The organism is Streptomyces sp. NPDC053069, assembly GCF_044546895.1.
Classification (GTDB): domain Bacteria; phylum Actinomycetota; class Actinomycetes; order Streptomycetales; family Streptomycetaceae; genus Streptomyces.
The window spans coordinates 174,655-188,955 of record NZ_JBITZN010000017.1 but is presented as its reverse complement, the minus strand read 5'-3'; the positions used below and the strand labels follow the sequence as shown (position 1 = coordinate 188,955).

At 71.0% G+C, this 14,301-nt stretch carries 12 protein-coding genes; 2 read left to right on the top strand and 10 right to left on the bottom strand.

Going from position 1 to position 14,301, the window contains the following annotated elements:
- The first annotated feature begins 108 nt into the window (after positions 1-108).
- Positions 109-663, top strand: coding sequence for a GNAT family N-acetyltransferase (locus ACIGXP_RS32865; RefSeq protein WP_399774604.1), 555 nt, complete (start codon positions 109-111; stop codon positions 661-663).
- Positions 664-681: 18 nt separating this feature from the next.
- On the opposite strand, the gene ACIGXP_RS32860 is transcribed toward ACIGXP_RS32865, so the two are convergent.
- The 9 genes from ACIGXP_RS32860 to ACIGXP_RS32820 form a co-directional block, all read right to left on the bottom strand.
- Positions 682-2,226 (bottom strand): type IV secretory system conjugative DNA transfer family protein, encoded by a 1,545-nt coding sequence (locus tag ACIGXP_RS32860; RefSeq protein WP_399774602.1) that lies wholly within the window; start codon positions 2,224-2,226, stop codon positions 682-684.
- Positions 2,227-2,290: 64 nt separating this feature from the next.
- The gene (locus ACIGXP_RS32855) at positions 2,291-3,703 is read right to left on the bottom strand and encodes an ATP-binding protein (RefSeq protein ID WP_363218260.1); all 1,413 of its coding nucleotides are present in this window, start codon (positions 3,701-3,703) and stop codon (positions 2,291-2,293) included.
- 14 nt (positions 3,704-3,717) lie between these two features.
- Entirely contained in the window at positions 3,718-5,277 is a 1,560-nt protein-coding gene (locus ACIGXP_RS32850) for an SCO6880 family protein (RefSeq protein ID WP_363218261.1), read from the bottom strand.
- A complete protein-coding gene (locus ACIGXP_RS32845; protein WP_363218262.1) occupies positions 5,274-6,617 on the bottom strand; it encodes a hypothetical protein in 1,344 nt (447 codons plus the stop codon). Before ACIGXP_RS32845 ends, ACIGXP_RS32850 begins: the two co-directional genes overlap by 4 nt.
- On the bottom strand, positions 6,607-7,437 hold the full coding sequence (locus ACIGXP_RS32840) for a hypothetical protein (RefSeq protein ID WP_399774597.1): 831 nt from the start codon (positions 7,435-7,437) through the stop codon (positions 6,607-6,609). The genes ACIGXP_RS32845 and ACIGXP_RS32840 overlap by 11 nt, the downstream gene beginning before the upstream one ends.
- A 93-nt stretch (positions 7,438-7,530) precedes the next feature.
- Entirely contained in the window at positions 7,531-7,839 is a 309-nt protein-coding gene (locus ACIGXP_RS32835; protein ID WP_014673544.1) for a hypothetical protein, read from the bottom strand.
- A gap of 276 nt (positions 7,840-8,115) precedes the next feature.
- Entirely contained in the window at positions 8,116-9,732 is a 1,617-nt protein-coding gene (locus ACIGXP_RS32830; protein ID WP_399774594.1) for an MDR family MFS transporter, read from the bottom strand.
- 99 nt (positions 9,733-9,831) lie between these two features.
- Positions 9,832-11,040: a glycosyltransferase gene (locus ACIGXP_RS32825; RefSeq protein WP_399774591.1), complete on the bottom strand. Its 1,209-nt coding sequence runs from the start codon at positions 11,038-11,040 to the stop codon at positions 9,832-9,834.
- A gap of 60 nt (positions 11,041-11,100) precedes the next feature.
- Entirely contained in the window at positions 11,101-12,423 is a 1,323-nt protein-coding gene (locus ACIGXP_RS32820; protein ID WP_363218266.1) for a UDP-glucose/GDP-mannose dehydrogenase family protein, read from the bottom strand.
- 229 nt (positions 12,424-12,652) lie between these two features.
- Between ACIGXP_RS32820 and ACIGXP_RS32815 the strand changes: the two genes are divergently transcribed.
- Complete coding sequence (locus ACIGXP_RS32815) at positions 12,653-13,294, top strand: TetR family transcriptional regulator (protein ID WP_363218267.1); 642 nt, start codon at positions 12,653-12,655, stop codon at positions 13,292-13,294.
- 345 nt (positions 13,295-13,639) lie between these two features.
- On the opposite strand, the gene ACIGXP_RS32810 is transcribed toward ACIGXP_RS32815, so the two are convergent.
- Positions 13,640-14,263: a TetR/AcrR family transcriptional regulator gene (locus tag ACIGXP_RS32810; RefSeq protein ID WP_399774588.1), complete on the bottom strand. Its 624-nt coding sequence runs from the start codon at positions 14,261-14,263 to the stop codon at positions 13,640-13,642.
- Between the last annotated feature and the right edge of the window lie 38 nt (positions 14,264-14,301).

The following is a 14,301-nucleotide window of genomic DNA, read 5'->3' as shown; positions in this document are numbered from 1 at the left end:
TGGTACTGCAGGGGGGACCCTGTGGGAGAGTAGGACGCCGCCGAACAAATTTTGAGAAAACCCCCGCACCACACGGTGCGGGGGTTTTCTGCGTTTAGGATCGACCGCATGCGCTATGACTACGTCGTCCGCGCCATACGCCCCGAGGAGTGGGCCGAGGTGAAGCAGCTGCGGCTGGACGCGCTGCGGGACCCGGTGGCCCACCTTGCCTTTCTGGACTCGTACGAGGAGGCCGCGGGCCGGGCGGACGCCTTCTGGCAGGACCGGGCCGTCGGATCCGGTGAGGGGGGCACGGCGGCCCGGCAGTTCATCGCCGAGGCTGCCGACGGGACCTGGGTGGGCTCGGCGACCGTACTGATCGAGGAGGCCGGGACGAAGGACTGGGCAGGGTGCGTCGTCGAGTGCCGGCAGGGGCATGTGGTCGGCGTGTACGTGCGGCCCGAGCACCGTGGGAACGGGCTGATCAAGGCCCTGTTCGACGCCGGCGTGGAGTGGGCGCGGGAGCGAGGTGCGGAGCGGGTGCGGTTGTTCGTGCACGAGGACAACGCACGCGCCCAGAGCGCGTACCGCAAGGCGGGGTTCGTGCCGAGCGGGGTGATCGTGCCGTTCGTGAAGGACGCGGCGCAGAACGAGCTGGAGTTCGTGCTGGACTTGCGTCCCTAGAGCGTCCCCAGACGGTTCCTAGACCGGTAGTTCCTGGTGCGGCCAGCGGGAGCGGGCCTGTTCGCGGGAGCGGAGCAGGGCGAGCGTGAGCAGGCCCTGGTCGTGGCCGGTGGCGAGCAGGTCCGGGAGCTGGGGGAGTGGGGCCACGGCCGCGATGTCGTCCAGCACCAGGGTGAGTGGTGGGTCGAGCCGACCGGAGGATGACCGTTCGGCCATGCGCCGGCCGCGCTCGACCACGCTGGAGACGAGGGCCGTCAGGAGGGGCATGGCACCGGGGCGGGTCCTGGGGTCCTCGATGGATTCACCTACCACATAAAGCGTGCCCGCTTCGTGGACGAAGGAATCCAAGGCGAGCGCATCAGTTCGGTTTGGTGTGCAGGCCTCGCGGATGTTCACCGTGGACAGGGCGGACAGGGCTCGGCCGGTCAGCTCCTGGGCGATGTCGCGGCGCTCGGGGTGGGCGGTGAGCGCCGCTTCGAGTTCGCCTGCGGCGCCGGGGGCGGCCTTGGGGTGGGTACGCAGGGTGCGTACGGCGTCCTGGATCTGGGTGCCCTGGGCCCAGCGGTGGACGTGGCGGATGGTGCGGTTCTCCAGGGCGGCGGCATGGAGGTAGCTGCGCAGGAGGGTCGTTGCCGTGTCGGCCACTGCCTGGTCGATCTTGGCGGTGGGGCGGACGGGGGCGAGGAGCGCGGTGGCTCTCTGCAGTGCCGTCTGTTTGTCCGCGCAGCCCGCTGTGGGCGACCAGTGCAGGCGGGCCGGAGTGTCGCAGAGGTGGGCGGGGTCGTAGAGGAGGGTGGGGCCCAGTTTCGCTCGGGCGTCTTTCGTCTCCGACCAGAGGGCGGGGTTCGAGGTGACGACGAGGGTGGGGCCCGGCGCGTCCTGGATGGCCCGAGCCGCGGTCGCCCGGCGGCTTTCCCTGGGTGCGGTGAGGATCTTCTCCCACCCGCTCATCCGTTCACTGTCGGCTGCGAGGAGGCCCGAGCCTTGGAGTTCGGGCTCGCTGCGCGGCGCGGGGACCTCGTGCAGGGGCGCGGGTGGGCTCACGGCCGCGGGTGTCGCTGGGGGTGCCGGCGCAGGCGCTGGAGCCGGTGCGGGCAGCGGGGCCACTGCCGGTGCCGGTGCGGTGCTCTGGGTGGCCGTGGCCGCTGCTGCCGTAGACTCCTGCGCCACCCGTCTCTCGGCCCGCCGTCCGGCTCTCCCCGCGCGCCAGCGCGCCACCGCTCCCATCACGAACACGGTGAGGACGAACAGGACCATCAGCTGGCCGATGAACAGGCCCCAGAACAGTCCCCAGCCGGACAGCTGGGACGTGGGGGCTTCCGGCCAGGCACCGGTGATGTCGTGGGGTGCGCCGATGAGGTGGCGCATGGCCCGCGGGGTGCGGGTGAAGGTGACGCCCTGGGGCCAGGCGCCCTGGGCGAAGAGGGCGGCCAGGCCCGTGGCTGTCCACACCAGCACGGTCATGCCGAGGAGGAACGCGAGGATGCCGATCAGGAGGCCGTCGGGGATGCCGCCCTGGCCGTCCCGGCGGTCCTCGCGGCGCTCGCGAGCGTCCGGTCTCACCCGTTCCTCCCCTGCCTCTGCCTCTACGTCTGCTCCTGCCCCTGAGCCGCCGTCGCCTGTTCCGCTACGCCACCGTCGATTCGGAGTCGCCCACGTGCTGTTCCACGAAGGCCGCCGCCCGCTGCTCGGCCTCCAGTTCGGCGGCGCGCAGGGCTTCGTCGGCCGCGAGTTCGCTGGAGGACTCGGTCATCGCGCGGTCGGTGAACACCAGCGGGCGTTCCGTCTCCGTGACCAGGTGTTTGACCACCTGGACATTGCCGTTGACGTCCCATACGGCGATGCCGGGCGTCAGTGTCGGGATGATTTCCACCGCCCACCTCGGCAAACCCAGGACCCGGCCGGTGGCCCGTGCCTCGTCCGCCTTCTGGGCGTAGATCGTCCTGGTCGACGCCATCTTCAGGATCGCCGCCGCCTCCTTGGCCGCGGCCCCGTCGACCACGTCGGACAGGTGGTGGACGACCGCGACGAAGGACAGGCCGAGCCGGCGGCCGAACTTCAGGAGGCGCTGGAACAGCTGGGCGACGAACGGGCTGTTGATGATGTGCCAGGCCTCCTCGACCAGGAAGATGCGCTTCTTCCGGTCGGGGCGGATCCAGGTGTGCTCCAGCCACACGCCGACGATCGCCATGAGGATCGGCATGGCGATGGAGTTGCGGTCGATGTGCGAGAGGTCGAAGACGATCAGCGGGGCGTCGAGGTCGATGCCGACCGTGGTGGGGCCGTCGAACATGCCGCGCAGGTCACCGTCGACCAGGCGGTCCAGGACCAGGGCGACGTCCAGACCCCACGCCCGTACGTCGTCTATGGCGACGTTCATCGCCTCGGCCGACTCCGGCTCGGGGTGCCGTAGCTGCTCGACGATGTCGGAGAGGACCGGCTGGCGGTGGACGATCGTCTCGTTGACGTAGGAGTGGGCGACCTTGAGGGCGAAGCCGGAGCGTTCGTCGAGGCCGTGGCCCATCGCGACCTCGATGATCGTCCGGAGCAGCGCGAGCTGCCCGGTGGTGGTGATCGCCGGGTCGAGGGGGTTGAGCCGGATCCCGTGGTCCAGGGCGGCCGTCGGGTCCAGCCGGATAGGTGTTATTCCCAGCTCCTGCGCGATGAGGTTCCATTCGCCGACGCCGTCCTCGCCCTGGGCGTCCAGGACGACGACCTGGCGGTCCTTGAAGCGCAGCTGGCGCAGGACGTACGTCTTCTCCAGGGCCGACTTGCCGTTGCCGGACTCGCCCAGGACGAGCCAGTGCGGGGCCGGGAGCTGCTGGCCGTACAGCTGGAAGGGGTCGTAGATGTAGCCCTTTCCGGAGTACACCTCGCGGCCGATGATGACGCCGGAGTCGCCCAGGCCGGGCGCGGCCGTGGGCAGGTAGACCGCCTGGGCCTGGCCGGTGGAGGTGCGTACCGGCAGCCGGGTCGTTTCGACCTTCCCGAAGAGGAAGGAGGTGAAGGCGTCGGTGAGGACGGACAGCGGATCCCGCATCGGCGAATCAGCCCCTACCTGCGGATGCCGGTGGCGAAGGGAAGTGTGTTCACAAAGGCGCGGTGGTGCTCGCGGTCGCACCACTCCAGCTTCAGGTACGACTTTCCGGCGGAGGCCCTTATGGTCCGCTTGTCGCGGTTGAGGGCCTCCGGTGAGCGGGCGGAGACGGTGATGTAGCCGACGAGGTTGACGCCGGCTGCACCGCTGGCGAGGTCTTCGCCTCTCTGGTCGAGGCGGTTGTGGGCGGCGATGTCCCGCGGGTCGACGGTCCGGTTCATCTTGGCGGCGCGGGAGGCCTCGGCCTCGTCGTTGGTCTTCTCGGTCAGCATGCGCTCGATGGCTACCTCGGTGGGTTCGAGATCCATCGTCACGGCGACCGTTCGGATGACGTCCGGGGTGTGGACGAGGAGGGGGGCCAGGAAGTTGACCCCCACCGGGGTCATGGGCCATTCCTTCACCCAGGCGGTGGCGTGGCACCAGGGTGCGCGGGTCGTCGACTCGCGGGTCTTGGCCTGGAGGTAGGTGGGCTCCATGGCGTCGAGCTCGGCCGGCCAGGCGTTGCGCTGGGTCATGGCCTGGATGTGGTCGATGGGGTGGTCGGGGTCGTACATGGAGTGGATCAGGGACGCCAGTCGACCTTGGCCCAGCGGCTGCCGTACCCGGATGTCGGCCTCCTGGAGCCGTGAGCAGATGTCGGTGAGCTCGCGGGCCATGACGACGGCGAGCCCGGCGTCCCGGTCGACCTTGCCGCCGTGGGTGCGGACGGCGCGGGCCATGGCCTGGGCCTCGGCGGCCAGTTCGCGGTTGTAGTGCATGCAGGCGACGAGGTAGGCGCGGTGCTGCTCGCTGCTCGTGGACACCATGGACTGCAGCTGGTCGTACGACCGCTGGAGCCAGTCCAGGGAGCGGTCGTCGCCGCGCAGGGCGACGTCCTTGGCGTGCGCGTCGGGGTCGGCGGGCAGGGTGCGGGCGAGCATCTGCAGCCGTGACACGAACCCGTCTCCGTTGGCGACGTGCTTGAGCAGCGTGCCGAACCGGTCGACCAGCGCCTCCTGGTCCTCGGAGTCACGCAGGCCGACACCCGGACCTTCGATCTCGATGGCGGCGGTGACGGTCTTCCGGTCGGCGTGCAGCAGTACGGCGATCTCGTCCGGGCCGAAGGGCGCCGCCAGCCAGGTGATGCGGCCGATGCCGGGCGGCGGGCCGACTTCGACTTCGCGTCCGTCGAGGCGGGTGCCGGCTTCCATGGCGGCCGAGCGGTAGACCGCCTGGCCGCCCTTGACGGTCCGCTTGAAGCTGCGGTTGATCTCGAACCACTTGTAGAAGGTGCGGCGCTTGTAGGGCACGTAGACCGCGGCGAGTGCGAGCAGCGGGAAGCCCATCAGCAGCACGATCCGCAGGGACAGGACCGGGACGACGAGGCCGCACATCATGCCGAGGAACGCGCCCGCGATGATCAGCACGATTTCGCCGGACTCGCGGTTCCGGCCGATGATCGCGTTCGGCCGGGCGCGGCCGATCAGATATGTACGGCGGGGCGTGACCGGATGGGACAGGTGGGACTCGGTCGTCAACGCCCTTCACCTCCCGTGCGGTTGTTGCGGGTGTTGCCTGCGTGCGGGGTGTTGACCGGACTGGGCGCGCGGGGCGCGGGCGTGGCGGAGGGGACGGCTCCGCCGCCCCCGGTGGGGGTACGGCTGCTGTGGGCGGCGACTCCGCCGGTGGCGGGGTTGGCGGGGCGGGGGGCGCTGGAGCCGCCCGGTGCCGCTCCGTTGTTGCCGGCGCGGGTGCTGTGGGTCTTGATGCCCTGGGCGACGAGGGTGGCGGGGGAGCTGATGACGGCGGCGGCCTTGCTCTCGGCGCCCTGCATGATGCGGTTGTTGCGGCCGTTCGCGATCTCGTCGCCGAAGCCGGGGACGAAGCGGTAGATCATCGCGCTGGCGAAGATGGCGAGCAGGATGATGGCGAGGCCGGAGACCACGGCGGAGAAGGCGTCGGGGCCGTTGCCGCTGGAGAGGGCGCCGGCGAGCCCGAGCACGATGACGATGACGGGCTTGACGAGGATCACGGCGATCATGATGCCCGCCCAGCGGCGCACATGGCCCCACAGGTTCTTGTCCACGAGTCCTGCGTAGACGACGGTGCCGAGGAGGGCGCCGACGTAGAGGAGTGCGGCCCTGATGACCAGCTCCAGCCACAGGACGCCGGCGGCGAGGATGCTCACGAGGGAGACGACGATCAGCATGATCGGTCCGCCGCCGATGTCGGTGCCCTTGCTGAGGGCGCCGGAGAAGGTGCCGAAGAATGTGTCTGCCTGGTCGCCGGTGGCCTTGGCGAGGACGTCCGTCACGCCGTCGGTCGCGGAGACGACGGTGTACAGGATCAGCGGGGTGAAGGCGGAGGCGAGCACCGTGAGCCACAGGAAGCCGATGGCTTCGGAGATGGCGGTGGTGAGCGGCACGCCGCGCACGGCTCGTTTGGCTACGGCGAGCAGCCACAGCAGGAGCGTGAGGATCGTGGACGCGGCGAACACGATGGCGTACTGCTGCAGGAACTTGGGGTTGGTGAAGTCGACGTTGGCGGTCTCCTTCACGGCCTTGCTGAGCTTGTCCACCGTCCAGGCGGCGGCCTCGGCGCAACCCTTGGCCAGCGAGGACAAGGGGTCGAGGGCGGAGGTGTCGGGGACGTTCGCACCGCCGGATCCGCTTGAGACGTTGCCGCGTTCGCAGTATTTCTTGGCCTCGCCGGAGATGACGCCACAGTTGTACTTGCTCTTCGTCGGAGAGGGCGACGGACTGCCGGAAGGGGTGGGCGAGGGTGCGGCGAAGGCACGCGTGGCCAGCAGTACGGCGGTGGTCTGCACGGCCGTCACGACTCCGGCGAGCTTGAGCGCACGTCGCGGGCTACCGGGCATACGTGAACCCTCCGTACTCTTCGATGGCCTTGCTGATTTCGTCGGAGGTGGCGGCCTTGTCGTCACCGGGTACCGGCGCGGGGCCGTCCTTCTGGGCGTCGGAAACGATCTTCCAGTCGCCGTTGGACCAGCGTAGGTCGAACGTCCACGTCTTCCAGGACGAGGTGACCGGGTCGGTCGAGGTGGTGCCGGCCATGCCGATGAGCCCCAGGTACCAGACCGCGACCTTGGCGTCGTGGCCCGTGTATTGCAGCACCGTTGTACCGACCGGGACCACCCGGGAGACGAACGTACTGCCCTTGGGCGGGTTGCCCACTGCGTCGAGGCCCATCCTCGCGAGGAAGTCGGTGGAATAGGCCTGGTCCATCGGGCCCTCGAGCCGGGCCGCCGCCTCGGAGGTGTAGAGGACGTGCAGGAGCGTTGTGCGGCTGTTCTTCTTGAACATGCCGGTCGAGCCAAGCGCCACGGCGTAGTTCGTGGCTGCCGACTGTGCTCCCTGCTGCGTGTGGGCGAATCCCGTCGGCACCCCTGCGGACTTGGTGTCCACGGGACGCGTTCCGCTGGCCGCCGTGGGAGCGGTCGTCGGCCTGTCGGTCTTCGTGGTCGAGCGATCGGCGGATGAACCGTCACCTCTGTTCGCGAAAGCGATTGCTGCGATCAGGAGGACCACCACGCCGACCACCGTGATCAGGCTTCGGGAGGAGGAGCGGCGGGGGCCGCGGCGGGGGGCGCCGCCGTAGGGGTCGGTGTCGGGGAGGCGGGTGCGGGTGTGGCCCGTGTCGCCGTAGTCGCTGTAGACCGGTTCGTCTCCGGGGTTCATGCCGCGTACGCCCTCTCCACCTCGTAGAGATACGACGGTAGCCGTGCTGGTTCCCGCGCGGGCGCGGTGTGGTGACTCGACATCAGGGAGGGGTCAGACCGCCATGCCGTACACGATGGTGAACAGGGTGCCGAGGGAGCCGATGATGAAGACCCCGGTGAGGCCGGCGATGATGAGGCCCTTGCCCTGTTCGGCGCTGAAGGTGTCGCGCAGGGCCGTGGCGCCGATGCGTTGCTTCGCCGCGCCCCAGACCGCGATGCCGAGGCAGAGGAGGATGGCTACGGCCATCACCACCTCGATCATCACCTTGGCCTCGTTGCCCAGGCTGCCGAAGGGGCCCCAGTCCGGAGCGATCCCGCCGATGATGGTGTTGATGTCTCCCTTGTCGGCCGCAAAGAGCATGTAAGTCACCGCCCCTGGTGGGTAGTTCCGCTTGGCCCCCTGCGGTGTGCAGAGGTCAGGCCTCATTGTCGCCGACAACGTCGCCAACGTATGTCGACTTGACGTCATTGGCTGGCGGGTTTCGTACGAATAGCCCGTACGGTCACTCTGTGTATCACGGCAGGTCACGCCGGGCAACGAGGTGCGACCGGAACCTGGCGTGTGGTTCCGTCGTTGATCTCCTTCACGGCCTGACGCCGGCCGTTGTGCCCCTCGCACGGGTGAATGGTCCCCGGGCTACTCGTCGGAGAGCGTGAGGTTCGGCACCCGCCAGGCCGCGATCAGGAAGGCGACCAGCGACACGGCGGCGCCGGTGAGGAAGACCAGGCGCATCGAGGAGACGTACCCCTCCAGGAACGGCAGTGCGGCGCGAGGGTCGAGGGCGCGCAGGAAGGCGGAGTCCTCCAGGGCGACACCTCCGCCCGGGCGCAGGACACCTGTCAGCGCGTGCGCGTTGTCGGGCCGGGCAAGAAGGCGGCGGTAGGCCGGGTCGTGGCGGGCTTCGGCCAGCCGGCCGGTGATGCGGCCGGCCGCCGTGGTGAACAGGATCGACAGGAACGCGGTGGTACCGGCCGTGCCGCCGTTGGAACGGAAGAAGTTGACCGACGCCGTCGCCGCGCCCATGTCCGTACGGGGTACGTCGCACTGCGCGAGGGTGGTGAGGGTCTGCATCGACGCGCCGAGCCCGGCGCCCATCAGGGCCATGCCGAGCGACGCGTGCCACAGCGGGCTGTGCACGCGCAGCGTGGCGAAGACGAGCATCGCGGCGGTGAACGAGCCGAGACCGGCGACCAGGTGGACCTTGAACCGGCCGGTCCGGGCGATCAGTCGGCCCACCAGCAGCGTCACCGTGAGATTGGCGGCGACCGTGGGCAGGGTGGCCAGACCGGCCGCCATGGGGCTCATGCCGCGTACGAGCTGGAGGTAGAGCGGCAGCGTCGTCATGGCGCCGAACATGCCGACGCCCACGACGAAGTGCAGTCCGACGCCGAGGCGGAAGGCGCGGATGCGGAACAGGCGCGGCGGCAGCAGGGCCGCGTCGCCCATCCGGTGCTCGGCCATGACGAACAGGGCGAGGCCCAGTCCGCCGATCGCGTACATCAGCAGGGCCGGGGCAGAGGCCCAGCCCCAGGTGCGGCCCTGCTCGGCGACGGTCAGCAGCGGTACCAGCGACAGGGCCAGGGCGAGCGCTCCGGGGTGGTCGAGCCGGTGCCGGACCCGTCGGTGCGGAAAGCGGAGCACACGGACGATCGTCACGGCGGCCGCGGCGGCGAGCGGGACGTTGATCAGGAAGATCCAGCGCCAGCCGTCGATGCCGAGCAGGGTGGCCCGGTCGGCGAACGCGCCGCCCACCAGCGGGCCGACGATGCTGGCGCCGCCGAACACGGCCATGAACCAGCCCTGGTAGCGGCCCCTTTCCCGCGGGGTGGTGAGGTCGGCGACGATCGTCATCGCCAGCGACATCAGCCCGCCGCCGCCGAGGCCCTGCACGGCACGGAACGCCGCGAGTTCGTAGATCGACCCGGCACATCCGCACAGCAGTGAGCCGGCCGTGAACAGGGCGATCGCGGCGAGATGGACGGGCCGGCGGCCGTGGATGTCGGAGAGCTTGCCGTACAGCGGCGTCGCGATGGTGGCGGTGATGAGGTACGCGGTGGTCACCCACGCCTGGGCCGTCAGCCCGTGCAGGTCGTCGGCGATGGTGCGCAGCGCGGAGGAGACCACCGTCTGGTCCAGTGCCCCCAGGAACATGCCGAGTACCAGCCCGGACATGACGGTGGTGATCTGCCGGTGACTGAGCCGCGCGGGCGCATCCCCTGCCGCGTCCTGGTGCTGGGTGCCGGAGAACGTCATGTGTCGTCCTTGGGGATGGGGGAGTGGGGCGGTCCGGGTGGGCCGGGGCGGCGGGGCGTGCGGGTGTCCCGTCCTGTCCCCGGCCCGGCGGCCGGCCGGTCAGCCGGCGATCCCCTCCAGGTCGGCGACCGCGTGCTCGATGCGCGGCAGCGCGAGCATCGCCAGCTGGGCCGACCGGGCCCGTGCCCGGGGCGCAGGGTCGGCGAGGAGCTTGCGGCACACGTCGGCGATGCCGGCCGCGCTTCGGTCGGTGATGTGGCGGCCCAGGCCCAGTTCCTCCACGCGGTCCGCGTTGGCGTGCTGGTCCCCGAAGTGCGGCAGGACGGCCAGTGGCGTAGCGGTGCGCATCGCCTCGCGGATGCTGTTGAAGCCGCCGTGGGTGACGAACAGGTCGACCGACTCCAGCAGCAGCGGCTGCGGCACCCGGTCGGTGACGTGGACGTGGCCGGGCAGCCCTTCGGTGTCCAGCGGTATCCCGGACGTCGACACGACCACCGTGCAGTCGTCCAGCTCGGATGCCGCCTGCGCGATCGCACGCAGGCTGTCGGCGGCGTCCGGCATCTTCACGGGCAGCGGTGCCGGGCGGCCCGCCGCGCGTTCGCGCAGCGCCGGCAGGGCGGTGCCGACGGCGGCGTACACCAGTGGCCGGTCCGTGCACAGTGCGGCGGCCCACTCGGGCAGTACCGCGGCGCGCTCGACGTCCACCGTCTGCCGGTAGGCCCAGGCCCGGGACAGGTGCCGGGCGAAGGAGAAGGCGGGCGGGACGTAGTCGACGCGGCCGTGCGGTGCGACGGACAGGGGGTCGCCGGACTCGGGCAGCCCGAGTTCCTGGCGCCGCTGGTTGAGCTGCTCCAGCACCTCGGCGGGGTCCAGCGTGTTGTTGAACCCGGAGGGGGTCGGCAGCTGCGGCACGCTCAGCAGCTCGGCGGTGAGCACGGCGGCCATGTCCATGCCGTCGCGCAGGATCAGATCGGGGCGGAAGTTCCGGGCGAGGGGGAGCAGGACGTCCAGGTGCGGCTTGACGCCCGGCCCGGTCAGGGCCCGCAGCAGTATCCGGCTCATGGCCGCCGTCGGCTCCGTCAGGTCGGCGGTGTCCTGGAGTTCGGCGAGATAGGGCGCCATCCGGGCCATCGGGTCGAATTCGGGTAAGGCGGTGTCCACCCGGACGTCGTCGTCGCGGAAGACGGGGGCGAGGGCATCGCTGGTGACGACCAGCACCTGGTGCCCGGCCTCGGCGAGGGCGCGCAGCAGGGGCAGCTGGGCGCGGCCGTGGGAGGGACTGCCGAGCGTGGTGCACAGAACGCGCATGGTGTGAGCCTTTCTCTCGGGCCTGTTCGGGGGTGGGGGAGGAGGTTGGGGGTACGGCGTTCACGCCGTCCGGGTCGGCGCCGCCGCGCGTCCGATGCCCTGCCAGAGCAGTCCGGCCCGCGCGAGCCGGTCCGCGTCCAGCAGGTTGCGGAAGTCGTGGACCTCCCGGCCGGCCATGCGCGCGGCGATCGCCGCCCAGTCCAGGTCGCGCAGCTCCTGCCACTCGGTGAGGACCACGCAGGCCGCGGCCCCCTGCGCCGCCCGCACCGGGTCGTCGACGAGGTCGACCAGATCGCTCAGGTCGGGCCGCTCCTCGCGCAACGCCGGGTCGTACGCGGTCAGTTCGGCGCCCCGCTCGCGCAGCAGCCGGGCGACGGCGAGCGCGGGCGAGTCGCGCAGGTCGGAGGTGCCGGCCTTGAAGGTCAGGCCGTACAGGGTGAGCCGTACGCCGTGCAGCGAGCCGTCCTTGCCGCGCCCGCACGTGGCGGCGACCTGGTCGACGAGCCGCCGCTGGTGGGTGACGTTGGTCTCGATGGTGGCGCGCAGCAGCGGGAAGTCGACCCCGGCCCGGTCGCACGCGGTGAGCAGGGCGTGGGTGTCCTTGGGCAGGCAGGAGCCGCCCCAGCCGGGCCCGGGCCGCAGGAACGCGGAGCCGATGCGCGGGTCGCGTCCGATGCCCTCGGTGACATCGGTGATGTCGGCGCCGAAGTGCTCGCAGACGGTGGCGAGGTTGTTGGCGAAGGACAGCTTCATCGCGAGGAAGAAGTTCGCCGCGTACTTGGTCAGTTCGGCGCTGGCGGGGTCGGTCAGCACCAGCGGGGCGTCCAGTGCGGCGTACAGGTCGGCCACGCGCCGGGCGGCCGCGCGGTCGGCGGCGCCGATCACGATGCGGTCGGGGTGCAGGAAGTCGTGGACGGCGCGGCCCTCGCGCAGGAACTCGGGGTTGCTCACCACGGTCACGTCCGTCCGGCCGAGGAGCGCGGCGACGCGCTCGCTGGTGCCGACCGGCACGGTGGACTTGTTGACGACGACACAGCCGGGCGGCAGTACTTCGCGGATCTGGCCGGCGACGGCCTCCACGGCGGCGAGATCGGCCGCGCCGCCCGCGCCCATGGGTGTGGGCAGGCACAGGAACACCACCTCGGCCTCGGTGACGGCGGCTGCGGTGTCGCCGGTGAAGTGGAGCCGGTCCGCTTCCAGGGCGTCCCGGACGGTCTCGGGCAGGCCGGGTTCCAGGATGTCCACCCGGGCCTCGCGCAGCCGCTCGACCTTGTGGGGGTCGGCGTCCGCGCACACCACTGAGTGGCCGAGGGAGGCCAGGCAGGCACCGGTGGTCAGTCCGACGTAACCGGTTCCGATCACGGCGACGCGTCGAGCAGGCACAGGGGTTCACCCTTTCCGGTCGGTGGTGCCCGCGCGGCCTCAACGCAGGGGGTACGGCGGGCAGTTGCGGGCAGTTAAGTCATCAATCGTTGACCTGGCTCAGGTATGACATGCGGCGCGAAGGGAAGTCAACGATTGATGACATCGGTCGGTGACTTTGAGACAGCCGCCGCAGACTCGAATATGGGCGGAGGGCTGCGAGGGCCGAGGACGACGGAGGTACGGTGACGTGAGGGAAACGCAGGACGGCAAGGCCCCGAAGGCAGCGGCCTGCCGGCCGGCCCGCAGGCGCTCGGCCTCGGCCACGCGCACCGCGCTCAGGGGGGCCGCGGCCCTCCGCTTCGGCAAGTACGGCTACGAGGGCACCAGCGTGCGCGACATCGCGGGCGACGTCGGCGTGGACGCCGCCCTCGTCTACCGCTACTTCGGATCGAAGGAAGCGCTGTTCAACGACGTGTCGGGCACCGGCAAGATATTCGAACCGCTGCTGGAGGAGCCGGTCGAGGCGATCCCCGACTGGTTCTGCGCGCTGCTGCTGGGAGCGCCGGCGGAAGGCGACTTCCCGCACCCGGTGCTGTCCGTGCTGCGGTCCTCCGGCCGTGACGAGGCGGTGGGGCGGTTGCGCGCGGACTTCACGGAGGTGTTCTCCAAGCGCCTGGCCGCCCGCCTCGGCGGCCCCGACGCCGACCTGCGCGCGGAACTCCTGGCGGCCTGGATGCTCGGCACCAGCCTGCTGCGCACGGAGATCCGTCCTCCCGCGCTGGTCTCGGCGCCGGACGCCACGGTGGAGCGGTATCTGCGGGCGGGCATCGAGGTCCTGCTGGACCCGGCGCCGGAATGCGACGACGAGCAGGGCGCGTGCCAGGAGTAGGGGGCGTCGGCCGCCCTGGCCGGTGCCGCGCAGGGCAGGTGCTCCGGACAGGGAGAACGGGCCGCGGCCGGCTGCCGTGGCCCGTTCTCCCCTTCGTGCCGCCGAGGGGACCCCACGTCCCCCTCACCTGGCGGCTCCCCATGACCCGACGGGGTGGTTCAGGCGGTGCTCAGCTCGCGCCGAAGGCGGTCGTGCCCTCGGGGGTGCCCCAGCCGGTCGGGCCGTCGTGGCCGGACCGGGCGGTGCAGAAGTACGACGTGGCGCAGCTGATCAATGGCACTGTGCCGGCGCTGTGCTGGGCGCGGCTTGACCCGGGGCACAGGGCTCTCACAGGAGGAGCCGGGGTCAGCGGGGCGTGAGGCCGTGCAGCAGCAGGTGGACGTGTGCGGCCAGGCCGCTCATCGTCTCCTCGGCGTCGAGCGCGCAGCCGGCGATGAGGGCGGCGAGGCCGTGCAGGCTCGCCGCGGCGACCAGGGTGATGCGCTCGGGGTCGCCCTGCACTATCTCGCCGCGCTGCTGGGCGTCCGCGATCATCCGGGTGAAGGAGCCGAGGGATTCGTCGACGGCCGCGGCGAGCTGCGCGGAGCTGTCGGGGTGGTGCTTGCGCGCGAACATCAGCTCCAGCAGCTCCGGGTTGCCGACGGCGAAGCCGAGATAGGCCCGCGCGAGGGCCGTCATCCGCTCCTCGAAGGACTGCTCCGGCCGGTCGGTCGCGGCGTTCAGTGCCTGGTTCAGACGCTCGTACCCGTCCAGCGCGAGGGCGTCCAGCAGGGCCTGCTTGTCCTTGAAGTGCCGGCCGGGGGCCGCGTGGCTCACCCCGACGTCCCGGGCCAGCTCGCGCAGCGAGAGCGCGCCGACCCCCTTCTCGCGCAGGGTGCGCTCGGCGCTCTTGAGCAGGGCGGCGCGCAGGTCTCCGTGGTGATAGGGGCGGTTCGTCGGTGACGGGGACATGCGCGGCATGCCGACCATCGTAACCTGATGTTGTCATTGACATCATTGTTGGCGGT